This window comes from Sphingobacterium siyangense (genome assembly GCF_007830445.1).
Taxonomy (GTDB): Bacteria; Bacteroidota; Bacteroidia; order Sphingobacteriales; family Sphingobacteriaceae; genus Sphingobacterium; species Sphingobacterium siyangense.
The window spans coordinates 112,601-133,746 of record NZ_VLKR01000013.1 but is presented as its reverse complement, the minus strand read 5'-3'; the positions used below and the strand labels follow the sequence as shown (position 1 = coordinate 133,746).

Here is a 21,146-nt window from a genome sequence, read left to right as displayed (position 1 = left end):
ATAGTTCAATTAACTATTATTTTTTCATATCTTTTGTAAGGGAATAAAACCATATAATAAAATTATGCAGAGGGAGCTTGAAATATTATATATCGATGACGAAGTAAACAATTTGGTTAGCTTTAAAGCGAACTTTAGATACGATTACGCTATCCATACAGCATCCAATACGAGTGAGGCCGAAACGATCCTTCATGCTCATCCTGATATCCGTATTATCTTCTGTGACCAACGTATGCCGGATGAGATGGGCATCGATTTTTTGCACCGCATTAAAAAAGATTTTCCAAAACCAATCCGTATTCTTTTAACGGCTTATGCCAATATGGAAACTGTAATTGATGCAGTTAATAAGGGCCATATTTTTAGATTTGTCCGAAAACCCTGGATGAATGAAGAAATCGTTTCCGCTATAGAAGAAGCAAATAAATTTTATGTTGCAAACTCTATGCTAGAAGTTAAGAATCAAGAGCTGCAAAAAGCTTATGATGAATTAGATAAATTCGCATATAGTGTTAGTCATGATCTTCGTGATCCATTGACAGGGGTTCTTTCTGCGGTGAAACTTGGGTTAGAATTTGACAGCATAGATCGTATTCATGAGTTGTTATCACTAATGGATAGTTCATTGGTCAGCTTAGATGCTTATATTGACAGTCTGCGAGACTATTATCTCTTACGAAGAGGCGAACTTATGTTGTCAGCCATAAATTTCGAAGATCTCTTTGATAATATCCGTCAGTTTTACAGTATGTACACGCAAAATAAAGATGTTGCTTTTGAAATTTCAGTGGATCAAAAAGAGATCTTTAGCGGAGACAAAGCTCTTCTAGAATTAATTTTGCATAATCTTCTTTCTAATGCGTTTAAATACCAACGTAAAGGGCAGGAAAACCAGTACGTCAAACTCTCCGTATTCGTATCAGAACGTAAAGCCAAAATTATTGTGAGTGACAACGGAATAGGCATATCTCCAGAGTATGTTGAAGATATCTTTAAATTATTCTTTAGAGCAAGTGATCAAGCTAAGGGCATGGGATTTGGGCTCTATAATGTTCAGAACGCACTCTTAAAACTACAGGGGAAAATTGAAGTGCAATCACAACCAAATCAGGGCACAACCTTTACAGTCATTATACCGAGCAAATAAGGCCTCTCACTTTCTGCAATCCTATGCGATTGCAGCGAAGAGTATTACAAACAGACATTTTAAATAAAAGTTGACTTTCCTAAAATTACAATCTTTTAGGAAAGTAGCTTTTGTCGCAGCAGAAACTCCAACTGATCATTTGAAGTCTCAAGCTGAGAATTAGTCTCCACAATCTTTTGACGCTCAGCATAGACATCATAAGCGCGTTGAATCGTTTGATCGAGCTCCTCTTCACTCCACGGCTTATTGAGGTAATGAAAGATTTTTCCTTTATTGACAGCATCAACGACGGCTGCCATATCTGTATACCCTGTCAAAAGGATACGCATTGGGGCTGCATTGATCTTAATAATCTCTTCCAAAAACTCTACACCGGTCATTTCCGGCATCCGTTGATCAGTAATGATAATATGTATTTGGTTGTTTTTGACAATATCGATTGCATCGGCACCACTAATTGCCGTAAACACTTTATACTTTAGTCGAAATGTCGCTTTAAAAGAAAACAGATTGTTTTCTTCGTCGTCAACGTACAATATCGAAATCTTCTTGTCTTCCATAAGCTTATCGTCTGAAATACAAATTTACATAATAAATTCGCTGAATTAATAACAGATTAAAGAGTTTTATGTTTTCCTAGCAGAAATAATACCTGATCTCTGATAAAATAATGGATTAGTTATCCGAAAATTATAGCATCAGACTCCGGAAAAACGATTTAAAGTTAATATTTCCACAACGGTAATAATCCAACTTGTATTAGGCACAAAAAAGCCATCCTACTTACGTAAAACGGCTTTTTTGAAAGTGACCCCGCTGAGGCTCGAACTCAGGACCCACAGATTAAGAGTCTGTTGCTCTACCAACTGAGCTACGAAGTCATTCGATAATCCAAATGTAAGGTTCACCGTAGAAAAAGTCAAGTGGAAAAGAATATTTTTTTGACTTTTATGACATTCAAGCGAGATTTTTGGCAGTTGCTCGATAAAAAAACAGACCAAAATAAGACCATCAAACTATTTATTCTTTCGCCCTATATTGCCATGTGTTCCCACTACAGCGATCTTTCCCATAATCATTGGCTTAACTTCCATTTCTATTGGTTTATCCAGTTGCATTTTACTCCCTTTTTTGAATGGAATCACAACAGTTTTATAGCCAAGCATCTGTGCACGGAGCTCTTGGTTTACCCGAAACAAAGATTGCGGTACCCAAAGCTGAAAATTTCCATTTTCATCCACTTTCGTACGATAATTTCCTAAGGATACCTCTGTGCCCACCATGCTTACATCGCTTCCAGCACAAACAACTTTACCTTTTATACTTACTTTAGTACTATCACGGCTTCCCTTTAACGCTGAATTATCATTTGTTGATGAGTTGCCCCAATCTTGCTTCTTTATCTGATCATTTTTCGTTTTTGTTTGGACAACGACAACTTCTCCAGTCAGTTTGTTTTGTGCTTGAGCAGCATGAAAACTCAAGGATCCAACCAATAGGAGGCCCGCAGCAATGCCTGTCCATCTACCTTGCCAAATGGGGTTTTTAGAAAAAGAAATAGTGGCATCCAATTCGCGCATCAACTGATCTTCATAAAATCGACCACATAACCCCCTACTGGCTTTTTTTATTTGATCCACAATTTCCTGATCATTCATCTGTGAAAAATCAACAACCATCTTCTCACATTGACCACAGAAACGGCCTTGTTCTTGTGGCGTCATCTTACCCCAATCTGCAGAGCAAGATTCTTTTACCTGTAATACAATCTTTTCCATATTGCCTTATATTTTCAGAAGGGATGCAGGAAAATCACCAATTTCATAACGAAACAGCGCACAAAACTATTAAATACTGATAAACAGGAGATTAAAAAAAATGAAACCATTTAAAACCGTCTATTAACTTCCACAGAGCAAAGGGTGGGACCAAATGAAGTAAATGAACCGAATGAGGTAAATCATACGCTGAAGGGTAATAAATAGCAAAAATTAGAAGATCGTATTCATAAAAACATGAGACGTTAAAAAAATAGGCTGTCCAACAAAAGTTGGACAGCCTATTTTCAGTAAGTAATTCTAACTGTTACTTCCCTATTTGATATTGTCAAGAATTTCCTTTATTGCTCTTTCCAATTGCGGATCTTTATTTTCCATCCGATCTTGTACTGTATTTTTTACAAGAATATCTGGGGCAACTCCGGTTTGCTCGAGATCCTGACCATCAAGCGTATAACATCCCCAAGACGGAAGTCGATAGTTTGATCCGTCGACTAAGCCTTTAGCAGAAGTAAAAATAATCCAACGATAGGTCTCATTACCGATGATTTTCCCCAATTTAAGGGCTTTAAAGCCCGCAGCGGTCATTTCAGCATCGCTCAGCGATTGCTCATTAATCAATAAAACAATAGGTTTGGCAGATGGTGCAAAATTACTTTGTGGCGCACGTTTACCACCTCGGTATTGCCATTGTAAGTAAGGGCGTTGTGACAGGAATCGTAAAACTTCATCGTGCACATTTCCGCCTGTATTATACCGTAAATCTAAAATAATCCCTTGTTTGTTATTCTCCTGTTCAGCCATGTCGATCAAGAACCGCTGTAACTCAGTATCCGACATATTTTTCATGTGTGAATACGCTATCTTATTGCTACTCAACTGATCAACTCGGCTTCGGTTATCTCTAATCCATTGGTCGTAGAGGAGGTCTCTAAACACAGCGCTTGATACCGGACGAATGTTTGTCTGAATTTCCTTGCCATTACGATTCAAGGTCAATTGGATTTCTTCTTCCAGTGAAGGCCAAGTAAAATAACTATCGCGGTCTGCCTGCGTATTCAATTTTGTTCCATTAATCGCCATGAGAATATCACCCGCGTGAATATCGGCCTCTTTCTTTGCTGCGGGGCCATTCGGAACAATATAGCTAATCTTATAAGGGTTGCTTGTATCATAGATCACACCGATTTCATTCGTTACAAAACCAAACGGCTTACGTTCTTCCTGCCCCATAGAACTGAACCCCAAATGTGACGAATTGAGTTCGCCCAACATATCATTTAAGAGGATGCGCAAATCTGTCCTATCGTTGATACCTGGAAGATATTTCTCATATTTCTTTTTAACAGCGGTCCAATCTACACCATGGAAATTGCTATCGTAGAAATTCTCCTCCAGATTGGCCCATGTCTCATAAAACATCTGATTGAACTCTTTCTCAAGATCCCGATTGAATTTAAAACTCATGGTGACCGCATCAAGCTTATTCAAGTCAAGATTATATTTCTGAATTGTTCCTCGGGTCAGCACGAAGTACTTGCCTGCAGACTCTACAAATTGCCCCATACCTCCATCTGTGACTTTTTCGGTTTTGGCTGGTGTAAATAACTCATATACGGTACGATATGTACTATATTTTCCTTCATGATTGGAAGCATAGAACAAATAGGATTTATCCCCTTTTTGTATCACCAAAGGATCAGATTGTGTTCCAAATGCTGGACTGACTTGCTCAATTCGGTCACGCAATCCTTCTAAATCCAATTGGACCAAAACAGCTTTCTTTGCTTCGGCTGCTGGTATTGCGGTTGACTTTACCTTGTCGGCATCATTTTTCTTCTTATCCTTAGCAGCATCTTCCTTCTTAGTTGCACCAGTTTTATTTACTGTCGTATCTTTCTTTTCAGGTGTTACAAATAATTCATCAAACTTTGCGCTACGATAAGGTTGGTCAAAGTTGGTCAATGCCATTCGGAAAATGCTTGAGTTTTGCATACCAGTAGGATAAGAAGGTTTAGTCCTATTACTCGCAAAATAAATGTATTTACCATCGGGAGACCAATATGGTGCTGCCTCTGTAACACCAGTATTTGTCAAATTTGTCGTTTGCTCATTTTTCAGGTTATACACAAAAATATCCTGTTCAAAATTGCGTATAGCCGTGAATAAAAGATAATTTCCATCGGGAGAAAATGAGGGCGAAGAATTTTGAAATGCCCAGATTTCATCTCTAACTACTGTTTGGCTCTTCAAACTTGTCAAATCCAATAGACGAACTTCATCACGTCCGCTGAGATATACCGCTTTTGTTTTATCCCCATTGAATGTAATATCTCGATTGTTACGCAGATCTTGTGTCAATTGTTTTACCTCTCCTTTACCGTCTGCTGTACGTGAAAACCAGTTCTGATACCCTTGATGCGTTTGACTATAGAGCAATGTTTTACTGTCTTTAAGCCATTTAACTTCCATGATGCGCTCCCCTTGACTAGGCATCTGACGAACAAACTTTCCTTCGATATCCGAAACGAACAATTCCCCACGGGATACAAATGCCATCTTTTTCCCGTCCGGTGAAACGTCGAAATTACTGATGTTACCTGAAATATTGAACTCCTTCAGCTTTCCTAGGACCTGATTACGGTTAAGTGCGATGCTGGGCTGCATGGTTTTCTTTCCATTGACATCGTAAATATAAAGCTGGTACCCCTTTTCAAAAGCGATCTTACTACCATCTGCCGCGACAAACGGACGTTTGATTGATTCTGGGAAAGAGGTCAATTGGGTTTTCGCTTTTCCAGCTATTTGATAAAGATTGTATTCACCATTGCTTTCGTCGGACACATAGAATATGTTTCCTTTCTGGTCTACTGTCGGCCAAAAATCCTTACCGATATAATCTGTATACTGTTGAAATGCCTTTGTTTTGGGATTATAAGACTTGATATCCGGATTGAAAGCACCTTTATATCGCTTGCGGTTCGCCGAGCTATAGCCTTCCCAGCTGTCATTGAATAATAATTCTCCTGAAGGTGTTGGCACCACATTACTGATATAATTAAAGACATGAGGAAACAACCTTGTTGCCGTTCCGCCATCCAAAGCGACTTGATAAGCACTCATTCTATTGTAACGCGATGACGTAAAATAAAGCGTCTTGCTATCCCAGCTCCAGCTGTCTACTTCATCCGAAGCATCGTGCGATGTCAGCTGCCTTATATCTCCACCCGCCAAGGGCATTACATAGACATCCATATTACCGTTTTGATTGGCGGAAAAAGCCAACCATTTTCCATCTGGGGAAATTCTTGGATTGATCTCATTTCCTTCCATTCCTGTTAACCGTACCGCAACACCACCTTGACTTCCAACTTTCCAAAGGTCACCTTCGTAGCTGAAAACCATTTCCTTTCCATCGGGACTTAAAGTCGGATGGGATAAAAACGTGGGTTGTTGGGCAATAACACAGGTTGTTCCAGCATAGGCTAGAACTGTACTTAAAATTAGTTTCTTTATCATGTTATCTAGGAGGCTAATAGTTGTTTGCCAATACAAAGGTAGAATAGGTATTGAACAAACCACCATGAAATAGCGAAGAATTTTATATTTTTATTCCTTCACTACATCAACATCTAATTGTTGACTTTCTCCCGTTATTTCACTGCTATTATTTTCTAATGATATGGAAGCCCAAACCTCTTCTATTTTGACTACCACATCGAATATCTTCTTAAATTAAAGTATGCATACAAATAAACTGAAACAAATGTGTCTATTTTCGGTTCCTATACAAGGAATGATTACGTACAATATATGATATTGAATAAATATGTTTAGCCGAATTCAAAAAGCACATCGTATTATTTTCTTACCGGAAGATTGAGGCAGATGATAATTATCGAAACTAGCGCATATAATTATCATCACGCCGATATGCTATTTAAATATAGGCATATTTCGTATCCCTATTGTAACCTAAACATGCAAATATTTTTTGAATCATTATATTTTTTAATGGGATACTTATCCTTAACTTTGCACCCTCAAATCAGAAACTATGGACGCAACGTTAACTCACTCAGAAGAAGATCTTTATAAGAAACGAAATCGCATAAGAATTGCGGTATCGCTTTTCTTTTTTTGCCAAGGTATCGCGTTTGCATCTTGGGCAAGCCGCATCCCCGTTATCAAAGCTCATCTCAACTTAAGTGAGGGTCAATTGGGGACAATTTTATTAATGCTTCCAGTCGGACAACTTGCAACGATGGCTCTTTCAGGAAAATTGGTTACAAAATATGGAAGTGCTAGCGTTTTGCGTATCGTACCCATCGCTTACACCTTGGTCTTGTGCTCCATCCCCTTTGCGCAGAATGCCTGGCAGTTAGGAGGCATACTATTTCTATTTGGTGTAACCGGAAATATGTGTAATATATCTGTTAATACACAGGGTGTCGCAACGGAGCAGGTTTTCAAAAAATCAATAATGACTTCCTTTCATGGAGCCTGGAGTATCGCTGGTTTCACAGGAGCACTAGTAGGCTTGTTAACGATGAATTTTGGACTGAACACCTTTTACCATTTTTTAATCATATTAGTCATTGTCACAGCGAATACACTAATCAACCAAAAGTATTTGGTTCCTGGCAAATCTCCTCAAAAGGAAAAGCGCAGTTTTTTCTCTAAACCAGAAGGTGGCTTACTTCAGCTCGGCATCATCGGCTTTTTCAGCATGGCAACTGAGGGGGCAATGTTCGACTGGAGTGGGGTGTATTTCAAGGAGATCGTTCAGGCGCCAGAGAAATTTGTTGTCGTTGGCTACGCTTCATTTATGATCATGATGGCTACTGGGCGCTTTGTTGGTGATGCTGTCATTCGGAAATTGGGCCGAAAAAGGACCCTGCAGTACAGTGGCCTACTGATGTTCATCGGGATGATGACATCGGTTATTTTTCCCGAATTTATCATCTGTACCCTAGCTTTTATGTTGGTCGGTATCGGTGTAGCTTGCAATGTCCCCTCCATCTACAGTATTGCCGGACAGAACAAAAATGTGCCCTCTGGAGTGGCTTTGGCCATGGTTTCAAGCATTAGCTACTTGGGCTTTTTAATGGGACCACCTTTAATTGGGTATATTGCTGAAGTCTTTAGCCTACGCTATTCCTATGGTATTTTTGCCTGTTTCGGACTGTTGATGTTTATAATGGTTGGACGATTATCTTTATTCAAAGACACAAGCCAAACCTAATCGAACGATGGAAGTATCTTCTTACTGAATTTAAAGTTTGACCTGAAGAAATCTCGTGCTAAATGACATGCGTTTATTTTTCAAGACATAAGGCATGGCAAGTAAATAAAAACAAGCCGTACCGCTTCCTAAAATTGATCCAAACCAAACATCTTCTACGAAATGCTGTCCCAAATACACCCGAGAGTAGGCTGTTAATGCAGCGAGAATAAATACAGTTATACCAAAAGCTTTATTTTTTGAGAGAATACCTAACGTAGCCGCCAGCGCAAAGGCCGAAGTTGTATGTCCGGAAGGGAAGGAGTTAAAGTGCGCTACACGCAACCAAGAAACAACATGGAATGTAGGATTTCCATGAAATACGGTTGCCGGTCTATCGGCATCGAAAAGGTTTTTCAGTATACAGCAGATCAGCCCCGAGAAAATATATGTCCCCAGGATAGCTCGGGCAAAATTCCATTGCTGCGTACAGCAGTAGGCAATAAAAACACCTATAACAAAAAGACCGTCTCCAAAATAAGTCTGTATTGTAAAAAGAATATCAGCCCAAAATGAATGACGAGTATTCACAAAATGGAATGCATCTTCCTTCGGAATAAATATAACAACAGCTGTCATTAAGACTATCCAAATGCTAAAGCAAGCAAAAAAAGCAGGGTTAGCTGCATATACCTTTCTAAATTGGTATAATAAAAATTTTCCCATTCAATTTATATTATCGGATTACAGGCCAAAAGTAAAATTGCTGTAAATAATTATCCGAAAATAATCATTCCAATAAAAATTTACAATTCTATTACCTATTTATTTTGATAAGAAAAGGAAAAGTTTTATTGAATAAACAAAAAAAGCGATGGAAATCCATCGCTTTTCTCAGTAGCCCCGAGCAGAATCGAACTGCTATCAAATGTTTAGGAAACATCTATTCTATCCGTTGAACTACGGGGCCTTTTCAGAAGCCAAACTTAGGTTTATTTTATATATAAGTCAATAGCTAGTCTAAAATCCTGTTATATTTTTTTCAAAAAGAGAGGTAACCCCTGTATAGACTGGTTATACTAAAGCCATTAACATCCACAATAGCAAAAAATCTATATTAAAGCCGTTTCATGTACGATGGAATAGTCCCGAACAAACGCAAATTTAGAACCTGAAAGATAAACTGGATTTAGAAAATGAAAAATGGTGGAGGGAGAAGGATTCGAACCTTCGAAGCCGAAGCAACGGATTTACAGTCCGTCCCATTTGACCGCTCTGGAACCCCTCCAGCATTGTGTTGTTCTAGAATTGAACGTCGCAAAAGTAGCTTTTGATTTGCAAAACTGCAATTATTTTAGGCCATAAATTTGTAACTACCGCAGTATTAATTCATTTATTTTCAAGAAACATTCAAATGATCTGTTCATCATGAGATCAAGTTATCATTATTATAATAAAAACTTATTGTTATAATCTAGTCATAATAGATTTTGACGATAGTGTATTGGTAAAATCAATTCGCTTTTTGCATCGAGTTGCTGTATCTTTGTGTCAACAAAAAAAAGAAAGATATATTATGAGTTTCACAGGTAAAAGTTTTCCAAGCATTACAGTAGATGCAATTGATTATTTAGGCGACAATTTACAAATCAACATTTTTGAAAAAGCAGTTAAAGAAGGTAAAAAAGTGCTTTTATTTTGGTATCCAAAAGATTTCACTTTCGTATGTCCTACTGAATTGCACGCTTTCCAAGAAGCAGCTGCTGAGTTTGAAAAACGCAATACAGTCTTAATCGGCGCTTCTTGCGATACAAATGAAGTACACTTTGCCTGGTTAAACACAGCAAAAGATAACGGTGGAATTGAAGGTGTTGAATATCCTCTTTTGGCAGACACCAACCGTAACTTATCAAGTATATTGGGAATCTTAGATGTTCAAGAAGTTGAACACCCTGAATACGGAACATTGGCTCAAGGTTCTGCGGTTACTTATAGAGCAACTTACTTGATCGATGAAACTGGCCGTGTATTCCATGAATCAGTAAACGACATGCCTTTGGGCCGTAACGTTAAAGAATATTTACGTTTGATCGACGCTTACGCTCACGTTCAGAAATTTGGCGAAGTGTGTCCTGCAAACTGGGAAGAAGGTAAAGATGCCATGAACGCAGATAGAAAAGGTGTAGCTGATTATTTAGCGAAACACTAACAATACAATACCACAGTGTCTTATCAACAGGAGCTTTTCCCGGCTCCTGTTGATTTCTCCAACAATCACCTTAATAATAAAATCATGTTACAAGAATTAGAAAACGATAATTTACAAGAAATTGTAAACAATAACGATATTGTGATGGTTCAGTACTCTGCCACTTGGTGCGGTAACTGCAAAATCATGAAACCAAAATTCAAAAAACTGGCTGGCGAAAATGATAGCGTACCTTTTGTTATTGCTGATGCAGAAAAATTTCCTGAATCCCGCAAACTGGCAAATGTCAATAACCTACCCACTTTTGCCGCTTTTAAGAACGGTAAATTAGTCAATCAGGTACAAACAAATAAGTTAGACGCATTAGTAGAATTATTCAATGAAACTACCAGTAATTAAGCATTTGACAGAGTTCATCGAGCAGAATGATGTAGATTATGTCCTGGAAACAATCGAGACACTGGAAGCATTAACCGAAGCTCCTTTAAAGGATGAAGAACTTGACGTTCTTGGTGAATTGATTTCAAACCTATACGGAGCTGTAGAGGTTGATAAATTAATTAAAGAAGGTAACTCAAAAAAAGACGCGTTAAATATGTTTATGAAGCGTGTTCTAGGTGCTATTGATAAATAGTCTTTGCAAAAAAGCATTCGTGTGAAACTTTCTTTAAAGGTTGTTCCTGTCGTTTTTGAGCATTTGAAGCATAAAAACTAACATCAATTGAAATTTGTCAAACAAATATGCAATTGGATTTAGACCAATCCAGATTTTTTTTAAGGTAGTGGAGAATCTATCTTACCCTAAAGATCGTTGTATTGCAGCATCTTAAACGCATGACGCCTATATATTATATGTTTTCCAAAAGCTAAAATGTTGACAAAATTTAGCAATGTGGAAAACTAATTAAAGTAATCTAACAGAACTAAATATTTTCTACATATATTTACTATGTTAAAGGTTGCCACTTGGAGCGAAGCGACAAAATAACTATTCTCTAAAAATTCGTTTCAGGAAAAAATATTTTAATTGTTAAACGGAAATTCCAAATTGATTGGGATTTCCGTTTTTTATTTATACCTCTGTTTTACCTTTCAACGATCGATCCCTTTACCTCTTCGCTAAATATTGACCTAAGTTGAATCAGGTTAATGGTTAATATCCGTAAGTCAAAGCAATAAACCAACGTCATAAACACGCTACTTAAAGACTGTCAATAAAATTACAATCTCCAACAATCCGTTGTTCATCAAAATCTTTATCTTTAAACATGCGAAGACCTTTTCTCTCTGTTATTATTATTTTGGCTGGTATCTTGTCAACTTCAATCGTTAAAGCACAGAATCCACAGTGGAATGCTGCTGAAATTAAAGTTAATCTAGAAAAACTGAACGTGTTGGGCTCAGTCCTTTATTTTGCGGCACATCCGGATGATGAAAATACCCGGCTAATCGCTTGGCTAGCTCAGGAAAAAAAATATAAAACAGGTTATTTATCCCTAACTCGAGGTGACGGCGGACAAAACCTCATCGGAACAGAACAAGGTATTGAACTTGGATTGATTCGAACGCAGGAATTACTGGCTGCTCGAAAAATCGATAAGGGTGAGCAATTTTTTTCCTCAGCATATGATTTTGGATTCTCAAAGACTCCAGAAGAAACTTTCGAATTCTGGGATAAACAGCGTGTTCTTCGCGAAGCCGTATGGATTATCCGCAAATTTAGACCCGATGTCATCATCACACGTTTTCCTCCAGATCCAAGGGGTGGACATGGTCATCATCAAGCTTCCGCCATTCTAGCACATGAAGCCTTTAAAGCTGCTGCTGATCCGAATCAATTTCCAGAGCAACTTCAATTTGTACGCCCCTGGAAAGCTAAACGCTTGCTTTGGAATACAGCTAACTTCGGAGGTCAAAACAATACACGTGAAGATCAGTTAAAAATAGATATCGGGGATTACAATTCTCTTCTAGGAGCCTCTTATGGAGAAATTGCCGCACACAGCCGTTCATCACACAAAAGCCAAGGCTTTGGTTCGGCAAGCCAACGTGGCTCATCAATCGAATACTTTGAGTATGTAGACGGTGCACCTGCAAAAAATACACTCTTGGATGGAGTTGACACCTCATGGAAAAGAATTCAAAACGGCAGTAAAGTTGAGTCCTTAATTGACCACATCAATCAAACATATCAAATTGATAAACCCGAATTGATCATTGCTGAATTGATCCAACTGTACAAAGCACTGGATCAAATTGATGATGAATACTGGAAAACTGAAAAGAAAAAAGAGGTTGAAAAACTAATTCTTGCCTGTGGTGGAATTTGGTTCGAAAGTATCGCTAAAAATCCATCCTATGCCTTGGAAGATCAGATCAAAGTAGAACATTCCATTATTGTTCGACGTCCAAATGTAACCGTTGAGCTGACCCAAATAAATGGAAATAGCATTCATGAAACACTAAAAATAAACAAGCTACAAAGAGACTCGGTTCTTATACATGCCGACAGGACGACACAACCATACTGGTTGATTGATCCACATGGAAAAGGCAAATTTAATGTCAGTGATTTTAACCTGACTGGCTATCCAGAAAACCCCTATGCTCCAGAGGTATCATTTCAACTCCGGATCAATGGTGAAAATATCACACTCAGTCAGCCCATAAAATATAAATATACCGATCCTGTTCGTGGCGAAATCTACGACCCCATTGTGATCGTCCCACAGTTGACGGCAAAAAGTTCCAGCCCTTTGGCACTTACACAAAATGCCCACATTGTCAAAATGAATCTGACTTTTCAGAAAAACGGACAAGCAAACACAACCACATTTAACGTCAGACCGAATGTACCTAAAGGCTGGGAAGTTTCACCGGCATCTTTTGACCTATCTTTTGACAAAGGCGAACGTACAATTTCCAAAGAGATCAGCATAAAACCATCAGATGCTTCTAAATCTTCCATTGATACCCTGGACTTCCTCTTAGCAAACAAAGAGCACTTAAAAGAGATAAAATCCATCGATTACAATCATATACCTAATATTGTTTATTTCCCAGATGTCGCTATAAAAATGAGCAATGTCAACCTGATCAACGACATAAAGAAAGTGGCATACATCCATGGGGCAGGGGATCTAATTCCGGAGTCGCTGGCGGCCATTGGTATTAAAGTCGATGTATTAAGTAACGAACAGGCATTAAAAGCAGATCTCTCTAGCTACGATGCTGTAATCTTGGGTGTACGAATATTCAACGTCAACAAGCAAATTGCACAGCTCCAAAACAGACTACTTGCGTATGTGAACATGGGTGGAACGGTCCTGGAACAGTACAATGTAAACAATGGACTGTTCTCAAAAAACTTTGGCCCTTTTCCTTTTAGCATCGGCAGAAGCCGTGTAACAGACGAACTTGCAACGGTACATTTCGATAAAAATGACCCGATTTTTAATTACCCGAACAAGATCAGCGAAGCTGACTTCGAACACTGGGTGCAGGAGCGGGGACTCTACTTTGCGGAAGATATCGATAAAAAGTACCGCACCCCGATCACCATGCAAGATCCCGGCGAACCGTTACATAATGGCTCATTACTCATTGCTCAATATGGAAAAGGTAAATTTGTTTATACATCTTTGTCTTTTTTCAGACAATTGCCTGCCGGGATTCCCGGAGCTTACAGATTATTCGTAAATTTGCTATCAAAATCAAAATAATATAATAATGGAAAATCAGATTGACAACAGCTGCACGACAATTGATGCTGGCAAAGCAAAAGGAATCATTCTTTTAGTTGCTGTAGTATTTGGTGCATTAATTGGATTCACTGCAAACGAGACATTTTTAAGCATCTTTGGAGGTGCTATTGTCGGATTGATTATCGCTGCTATTTTTAATAGCGTTATTTATCCTCAAAAGCCTTCAGATAGATAAGAAAGATGAATAGCTGGAAGCGTTTCTACTGGTTGGTCGTTATCTGGCTATTCGTATTCATCCTTTTTCTGTACATTTTCACGAACCACTATTCATGAGTACAGCAGATTGGATCGTGTTATTTCTGACACTCTTAGTTATTGTCCTATATGGCGTTTATAAGAGTAGGGGTATAAAAAATATTGACGGATATCTTCTAGGTAATCGTTCTTTACCTTGGTATCACGTCGGATTATCGGTAATGGCGACGCAAGCGAGCGCCATTACTTTCTTATCTGCCCCCGGCTTAGCTTATTCCTCAGGAATGAGTTTTGTCCAATTCTACTTTGGTCTTCCGTTGGCCATGATTGTGCTCTGCATTACATTTGTTCCTATTTTTCATAAGCTAAAAGTATTTACAGCCTACGAATTTCTAGAAAAACGGTTTGATGTCAAAACCAGAGGGCTCACCGCCATTCTTTTTTTGGTACAGCGGGGAATATCAACGGGTATAACCATCTTTGCACCGGCTTTAATTATATCGACCATCCTTCATATTGATCTAACATGGACCACATTGGCCATAGGAAGTTTTGTTGTTATCTATACGACCTATGGAGGAACCAAAGCCGTGTCTCATACACAGTTGCTTCAAATGAGCATTATCTTTGGATCATTACTCGTAGCAGGTATATTAGTTATCCATCTGTTGCCAGAGTCTATTGGATTATCAAAAGCACTTCATATTGCAGGAAAATCAGGAAAAACCAATGCATTGGATTTCACTTTTGATCTCAATAATAACTATACGCTTTGGACAGGACTAATCGGTGGTTTTTTCCTACAGCTTTCCTACTTCGGGACCGACCAAAGTCAAGTAGGTCGTTATTTGACAGGGGCTTCGATCAAAGAAAGTCGCATGGGATTAATTATGAATGGTCTCTTGAAAATCCCTATGCAATTTGCTATCCTGTTGATTGGAGTTCTGGTATTTGCCTATTATCAATTCCATCAGCCGCCCATTTTTTTTAATCAAGTCGAGATCAAGAAGCTCAAAGAAAGCAAATATGCTCCTGACTACCAGCTTCTCGAACAAAAGCATAGCGAGCTATTTAAAACACGTGAATCTGTTGTTCAGCAGCTTAATACAGCATTGGATCACGACGATGAAAAAAGAATTGCTGATTATCGATCCTCACTCGGTCAACTTAATGCAAAAATGCAGGTCGTAAAAGAAGGGACTTTGGACTTAATCAAAAAAAACAACCCAACAGCGGAAACGAATGACAATAATTATGTCTTTCTTTCTTTTGTGACAAGCGTCTTCCCAAAGGGTCTAATTGGGCTACTCATAGCGGTCATTTTTCTCGCATCCATGGGTTCTACGGCAAGTGCTATTAACTCATTGGCCTCAACAACGACCATTGATATCTACAAAAGATTTATTAATCCTAACTCATCTGAAAAACAAGACCTTTTGTGGTCGCGTTTATTTACGTTGATCTGGGGTACATTTACTGTTATTGTTGCTTTGTATGCGAACAGATTGGGTAATCTCCTCGAAGCGGTCAATATCTTGGGCTCACTATTCTATGGTACTATCCTAGGGATTTTTATCGTCGCCTTCTACATGAAGAAAATCCAAGGCAAAGCTGTTTTTCTTGCAGCTATTCTTTCCGAAATTATAGTGATAGCAGTATGGACGATGAATAAGATTCCTTTTCTCTGGCTAAATCTTATTGGCTGCCTAGCTGTCATGTTAATCGCCTATATCGTACAACTGGGGACGAAAGCACCTAGTCCTATAGAGGTCAAAAGGGATCTTGAATAAAAAAAAGCCTGATTGCTCAGGCTCAGTATTTTTTATAGATATTGTACAATACACTCTTATCATATATGGTCAATTCGGGGGTTGTATCCCGAACGACAAATTTTCGTTTAAAGGCAACGATAGCGGCTTTTAGATTGGACGTATCATAACCAATAATTTTAAGCGCGTCTATCGCATTAAAGCTATCAGGAGGGGCCACAAGCTGTCCTTCATCATACCATATTCCAAAACCCCGTTCTGCAAGCTTTTTCCACGGGAAAAAAACGCTTGGATCATTCTTGCGTGATGGAGCGATATCAGCATGGCCAATAAAATTATTTGCTGGAATTAAATAACGCGATTTCAAGGTATCAAGCACAGTCATCAATGAATTAATTTGTGCCTCAGGAAAAGGCTCCCTACCATTATTATCCAATTCTATACCAATAGAACAGGAGTTCATGTCGACAATAGAACCCCATTTTGCCACCCCTGCATGCCAAGACCGAACATAATCGTTCAACATTTGTATAATCTCCCCATTCCGGCCAATGACATAATGTGAACTCACTTTAGTTCTTGGAATCTGAAAGGTTTTGATTGTCTGCCCAATACTATCTTGTGCTGTATGATGAATAATGACATAGTTAGGTTTACGAACATCATAATGTATGGCTTCCTCTTGGCGCCAATAAGGATGGTTTCCAGACTTCTGTAAAAAAACAACCTTTCTTTCCTCCGGTGTCAATAAATTGGTATCTGGCTTAGCTTCGACCTTTTCTTCCACAACCAATGCAGAAGCAAATGACGCAACTAGCGGCTTTGCAACCACCGGCTGTATCTTCGACTTGCAGCTTGCCAAAGACAGCAGTGAACAAAGCAATATCCCTATTGACACAGGCCTAAACATTATTTTGGTAAACTATAGACTATACCCATCGCCAACGACTGACTCAACTGCACTCTTGAAATAACATCTGGATCGTAGATCATGATACCATTTAAGTTCACATTGATGACTCTCGTGACTTTTGCCGTTACAGTTACATCCAAACGGTGTGTAGGGTTGGAAAGTTTCTCGTAGTCAGCAAAAAGGTTATAACGAGCCTTTACATTCAGTTTATCTGTGAAGTTTTTGTCCAGGTTACCCGTTAGCTGAAATGCCAGTGCATTGGCAAAAGAGCGGTCTTCCTTTACACCAAATCGTTCACCAGTACCCGCACTTGGATTGTTAGGATCTCTATAATAGCCATATTTCTCAAAGAAACCTTCTCCAGAACGAGGCTTAACACGCTCATCCAAGATAAAAGTTTGACGTGCAGTACCCGTACCAAAACGCAAGGAAAATTCGTTACTAGGCTTATACTCAAGACCGAAAGATTCTGTTAGATAAGCTGGTGCCATAAAAGCATTCTCAATATAGTCTATTGTATCTCTGCCGTTAACCGTTTTATACTTATAACCCGCATCAAATTGCGACTCAAATGTCACCGACGTAAACAATGCCCAATTGGCAGACAATTTATAAGAAAGCTTATTATCCCAAAATATACGGTCATTATTCTTCTTCGCAATATTATTGGTATTCTTTATCTTTCCATAACGTAAATCAACTTCGGTCACAAAATTGAAATTGTCCTTCGTATAATCCGATTTATGATTCGCATTCAATCCTACAGCAATAGAACCAACACCCCCACCTTTCCAATTATCATTAAATGACGCCTGGTTTAAATTGATCCCGAATTTTGTCCAATGTTTCCAATAGTCTACCTCTAAGTTTAGTTTTGGAACTATAGGACGAATCGTTTTAATATTTAATGGTTGCTCTTTCTGTACAGAAATTACGGTATCTGGTTTTGCTCGAAGATCTTTCAGATCCTGTGCTTTTAAGCTGGTAATAGAAAGGCAAAGCAGAGCCATGCCGACAAAATTGAATAACTTCATTCTGAAAACGTCTATTTTTTGTTTACGGTACTAATTTATAATTAATTGTTGGAAAAGGCTCAATAAAATATTGCGAAGGGTTCAATTGATACCGTGAATAACAATATTTGATATAATTCACCAATTCATAATCACTCGCTGAGAGAATAAAGAAATAGGAGGGTCTAAATATCCTTCTAAATCGTTCAGCTTCTTCGCTATTTAATCCTGTAATCTTACTGATAAGCTCTTTCGTAAATTTGTAGTCGATCACATTTTCCTTATAATCGTTTTCAATGGTTTTAGTTAGTCGACGTGCTCTTTTAGCCTCCTTGCTAAATAAACTATAAATTGAATTGATGCTTAATCCAGCCCCATTTGGGCCAACAGAAAATACGTCTCCATAACCCGCAAGACGATACGCTTTCTCATAATCCTCTTTTGCTTTTTTCAGAATTTCCTCTGGTGTCTTGCGTGCAAAAACCTGAACTTCATCAATATAAAACGATTCACGTACCAAATGAAACAGCAACAATCCGCGGTTATCCACCTGAAGAGTATCTGAAAAATAGCCTTTACATATCGCAACAATATGATCTCCTAGTTGTGCATTAAAGACAAATTCTCCTTTAATAGTATTATAATTGACCTCGCCAGTACGTAAGTTGGCCAGCCTTACATTTCCAATACGTTGTTTGGTATTTTTATCAAAAACGATACCCTCGACTTTTTTATCTTGGCAAAAAAGTGGAGAGGTAAAGCCCACAAGGGCAATAAGTAGAAAAATATATCGCAATAGTATCACTTTCGTAAAACTACTATATCGCTGTACAAAAGCGAAATATTTAACATCTTTTAAAGCGTAACTATTTAGATATAACCAATAGCTGCCCTAAAGATAGCGCATCATCGGTAAGACCGTTTAGGGATTTGATCTGATCAACGGATACATTGTACAGCTTACTGAGCGAATATAACGTATCCTGCGCTTTAACCTCATGAATACGCATAGCTACCGGGCTCTTGATTTCTTCTGTCTTTACGACGGTAGGAGGGGTTTCTTGTACATTCTGCACGATCTCGACCTGAACAGTCTCTTCACGTACAACCTTTTCACGTGGCGATTCACCGCGATCGTATTGATCAAGATGATATCTTTCGATCATTTCGATCAGCAATTCAGGATAACGCGGATTGGTGGCGTATCCAGCCGCTTTCAAGCCTTTGGCCCAGCCTTTATAGTCGTTCTTATTCAACTTAAAGAGTGCCGCATATCGCGGTCGTAACAGAAACTCTGAGTGATCCCGAAAAGATTGTTCGGGATTTTCATAAACACGAAAGCAGTCATTGATATTATCATCGGGACGAGTCACGGATTTTCCTTTCCAAACTCCGCCACATTTAATACCGAAATGATTATTAGCCTCACGCGCAAGATAACTGTTACCATTACCGGATTCCAGTAAAGCCTGAGCAAGTTTAATACTCGCAGGAATACCATATTTATTCATTTCTGCAACGGCCACATCTTTGTAATGAGCAATATAGTCGTTGCCAGCCATGGTCGGTCGTCCCACAGAAGAGGATGAAGAAGTTTTTGAATTGGAGCCAGATTTAGAGGAGGATATTGTGCCTCTCCGGCTTGAACATGATGTAATCAACATCATGAATACAAACATGCCATAAAAAAACTTCTTCATGCAATACTATCGCGCTTATTTTTTTGTTGACGAGAATCTATTTTGCTTAGCATCATTATCAAACATATCCAAATGATATTGTCTAATAGTAGCGAGTACTTTTGCTGTCCAACCTTTACTCGTCGAGTAACCCGAACGAGCAATCGCTTTTACCCAAGCTTCGTATTTTTCACCAGGATGTTTTTCAAAAAGACTCTGAGTAGTCTTTTTTCTTTTTACTATTCCTACAAAATCATCATACGAGTCCATTACAGACCGATAACCTTTGTAAGCTGACCGAATAACGGTACTGTTGTTTTTTCCTTTGACACCAAAATGGTTATTCAAATTTTTTGCTACCCTGCTACCACCATTTCCGCTTTCATGCATAGCGATGGCTAAGATAACCGATGCTGGAACACCGTGTTCCTCCATCATTTCTTTTGCTATTGGACTGTACTTATCGACATATGCCGCATTACTTTGAGCTGAAACTTTTGTTAATCCAAAAGTTCCCAAAGCTAGTAACAGTACAAAGCTTTTTAATTGTTTTAAATTCATGAAGAATGTTTTAGTTCACAAATTACTTCTTGCGTAAGGCAAAAAGTCCGTCTCGAATCGGTAATATTACCTTTTCTACGCGCTTGTCCTGAGCTAAACGTGCATTCAAATCAATGATCTGCTTTGTTTGGTTGTCTGGTTTTGAATCTAACACCTTACCTTTCCATAAGACATTGTCAATCAAAATAAGTCCCCCAGACGGAACTTGATTTATTATCGTTTCGAAATAATATAAATTTCTCTTTTTGTCCGCGTCGATAAATACCAGATCAAATGTTTCATCTAATGTAGGTAGTATTACCGCTGCATCTCCAATATGATAGTTGATTTTATCAGCAAATGCCGATTCATCAAAATAACCTTGGACGCGTTCTTGTTGCTCTGCATTGATATCGATAGTATGTAATATCCCATCTTCCTGCAGCCCTTCTGCGAGACACAACGTTGCGTATCCCGTAAACGTTCCTATCTCCAAGATACGTTTCGGAGCAACCAATTTACTCAATAAAGAAAGAACTCTTCCCTGGTAGTGTCCAGATAACATATGGGGCATTGTTTCCTTCAAATATGTCTCCCGATTTACCCTTTTCAGTAACGAATTTTCCTCGTCTGTAGTATGTTCCAAATAGGACTCTAAATCGTCGGCAACAATTTCCATAACCACAAAGGTACCAAAAAACATTTTTATGATAAAAACTTTTTTTTACAAAAAGCTGAATATCAGCAAAATACAATTATCCTTTTGTAAAGAGCATTTTTCGGAAATCGCGTCAGATGCATAAAAAAGCCATATTGCCATTTTTTGATTTTCTATTTTGTTTCCAAATTTCATCAAAAAAAAGCCCCCCTAAAAGATCATCTTTTAGGGGGGCTTTTTTATTATTAAACAAC

The 21,146-nt window shown here is 38.4% G+C and carries 18 protein-coding genes and 3 tRNA genes; 8 read left to right on the top strand and 13 right to left on the bottom strand.

Translation table 11 applies throughout. From position 1 onward, the window contains the following. Positions 1–64: 64 nt before the first annotated feature. Complete coding sequence (locus tag IQ31_RS13345) at positions 65–1,150, top strand: hybrid sensor histidine kinase/response regulator (RefSeq protein ID WP_145328269.1); 1,086 nt, start codon at positions 65–67, stop codon at positions 1,148–1,150. Positions 1,151–1,245: 95 nt separating this feature from the next. Here IQ31_RS13345 and IQ31_RS13340 read toward each other — a convergent pair whose 3' ends face one another. The 4 genes from IQ31_RS13340 to IQ31_RS13325 form a co-directional block, all read right to left on the bottom strand. Beyond that, positions 1,246–1,710: a response regulator gene (locus IQ31_RS13340; RefSeq protein WP_046673283.1), complete on the bottom strand. Its 465-nt coding sequence runs from the start codon at positions 1,708–1,710 to the stop codon at positions 1,246–1,248. Positions 1,711–1,958: 248 nt separating this feature from the next. Next, positions 1,959–2,031 (bottom strand) — tRNA-Lys (locus IQ31_RS13335). Between the two features lie 135 nt (positions 2,032–2,166). Then, positions 2,167–2,928 (bottom strand): carboxypeptidase-like regulatory domain-containing protein, encoded by a 762-nt coding sequence (locus IQ31_RS13330; RefSeq protein ID WP_145328268.1) that lies wholly within the window; start codon positions 2,926–2,928, stop codon positions 2,167–2,169. A gap of 315 nt (positions 2,929–3,243) precedes the next feature. Beyond that, the gene (locus IQ31_RS13325; RefSeq protein WP_145328267.1) at positions 3,244–6,447 is read right to left on the bottom strand and encodes a S41 family peptidase; all 3,204 of its coding nucleotides are present in this window, start codon (positions 6,445–6,447) and stop codon (positions 3,244–3,246) included. A 538-nt stretch (positions 6,448–6,985) separates the two neighbouring features. Here IQ31_RS13325 and IQ31_RS13320 point away from each other — a divergent pair. Further along, positions 6,986–8,173: an MFS transporter gene (locus IQ31_RS13320; RefSeq protein ID WP_070562743.1), complete on the top strand. Its 1,188-nt coding sequence runs from the start codon at positions 6,986–6,988 to the stop codon at positions 8,171–8,173. 30 nt (positions 8,174–8,203) lie between these two features. Here the strand turns inward: IQ31_RS13320 and IQ31_RS13315 are convergent, their stop codons facing one another. The 3 genes from IQ31_RS13315 to IQ31_RS13305 form a co-directional block, all read right to left on the bottom strand. Beyond that, entirely contained in the window at positions 8,204–8,878 is a 675-nt protein-coding gene (locus IQ31_RS13315; protein ID WP_070562741.1) for a phosphatase PAP2 family protein, read from the bottom strand. A 172-nt stretch (positions 8,879–9,050) separates the two neighbouring features. After that, positions 9,051–9,122 (bottom strand) — tRNA-Arg (locus IQ31_RS13310). 234 nt (positions 9,123–9,356) lie between these two features. Then, positions 9,357–9,440 (bottom strand) — tRNA-Tyr (locus IQ31_RS13305). Between the two features lie 288 nt (positions 9,441–9,728). Between IQ31_RS13305 and IQ31_RS13300 the strand changes: the two genes are divergently transcribed. The 6 genes from IQ31_RS13300 (at position 9,729) to IQ31_RS13275 (ending at position 16,110) form a co-directional block, all read left to right on the top strand. After that, positions 9,729–10,361: a peroxiredoxin gene (locus IQ31_RS13300; protein ID WP_070562738.1), complete on the top strand. Its 633-nt coding sequence runs from the start codon at positions 9,729–9,731 to the stop codon at positions 10,359–10,361. 84 nt (positions 10,362–10,445) lie between these two features. Next, positions 10,446–10,760 (top strand): thioredoxin family protein, encoded by a 315-nt coding sequence (locus IQ31_RS13295; protein ID WP_046673204.1) that lies wholly within the window; start codon positions 10,446–10,448, stop codon positions 10,758–10,760. Then, a complete protein-coding gene (locus IQ31_RS13290) occupies positions 10,741–10,995 on the top strand; it encodes a DUF6952 family protein (RefSeq protein WP_046673203.1) in 255 nt (84 codons plus the stop codon). Before IQ31_RS13295 ends, IQ31_RS13290 begins: the two co-directional genes overlap by 20 nt. A 634-nt stretch (positions 10,996–11,629) precedes the next feature. Next, the gene (locus IQ31_RS13285) at positions 11,630–14,083 is read left to right on the top strand and encodes a PIG-L family deacetylase (protein WP_145328266.1); all 2,454 of its coding nucleotides are present in this window, start codon (positions 11,630–11,632) and stop codon (positions 14,081–14,083) included. Between the two features lie 7 nt (positions 14,084–14,090). Continuing rightward, complete coding sequence (locus IQ31_RS13280) at positions 14,091–14,300, top strand: hypothetical protein (protein ID WP_070562731.1); 210 nt, start codon at positions 14,091–14,093, stop codon at positions 14,298–14,300. 94 nt (positions 14,301–14,394) lie between these two features. Next, on the top strand, positions 14,395–16,110 hold the full coding sequence (locus tag IQ31_RS13275) for a sodium:solute symporter family protein (protein WP_145328265.1): 1,716 nt from the start codon (positions 14,395–14,397) through the stop codon (positions 16,108–16,110). Positions 16,111–16,132: 22 nt separating this feature from the next. Here IQ31_RS13275 and IQ31_RS13270 read toward each other — a convergent pair whose 3' ends face one another. The 6 genes from IQ31_RS13270 to IQ31_RS13245 form a co-directional block, all read right to left on the bottom strand. Beyond that, entirely contained in the window at positions 16,133–16,987 is an 855-nt protein-coding gene (locus IQ31_RS13270; RefSeq protein ID WP_232475646.1) for an N-acetylmuramoyl-L-alanine amidase, read from the bottom strand. Positions 16,988–16,998: 11 nt separating this feature from the next. Then, positions 16,999–18,036: a DUF3078 domain-containing protein gene (locus IQ31_RS13265; RefSeq protein WP_088163381.1), complete on the bottom strand. Its 1,038-nt coding sequence runs from the start codon at positions 18,034–18,036 to the stop codon at positions 16,999–17,001. Positions 18,037–18,058: 22 nt separating this feature from the next. After that, positions 18,059–18,811, bottom strand: a complete 753-nt coding sequence (locus tag IQ31_RS13260) for a hypothetical protein (RefSeq protein WP_244294480.1) — start codon at positions 18,809–18,811, stop codon at positions 18,059–18,061. Positions 18,812–18,881: 70 nt separating this feature from the next. After that, positions 18,882–19,715 carry a glucosaminidase domain-containing protein gene (locus IQ31_RS13255; protein WP_088163383.1) on the bottom strand — a complete coding sequence of 278 codons (834 nt, stop codon included), beginning with the start codon at positions 19,713–19,715 and terminating at the stop codon, positions 18,882–18,884. Between the two features lie 15 nt (positions 19,716–19,730). Then, a complete protein-coding gene (locus IQ31_RS13250) occupies positions 19,731–20,255 on the bottom strand; it encodes a glucosaminidase domain-containing protein (protein ID WP_046673195.1) in 525 nt (174 codons plus the stop codon). Between the two features lie 22 nt (positions 20,256–20,277). Continuing rightward, on the bottom strand, positions 20,278–20,913 hold the full coding sequence (locus IQ31_RS13245; protein ID WP_075994564.1) for an O-methyltransferase: 636 nt from the start codon (positions 20,911–20,913) through the stop codon (positions 20,278–20,280). Between the last annotated feature and the right edge of the window lie 233 nt (positions 20,914–21,146).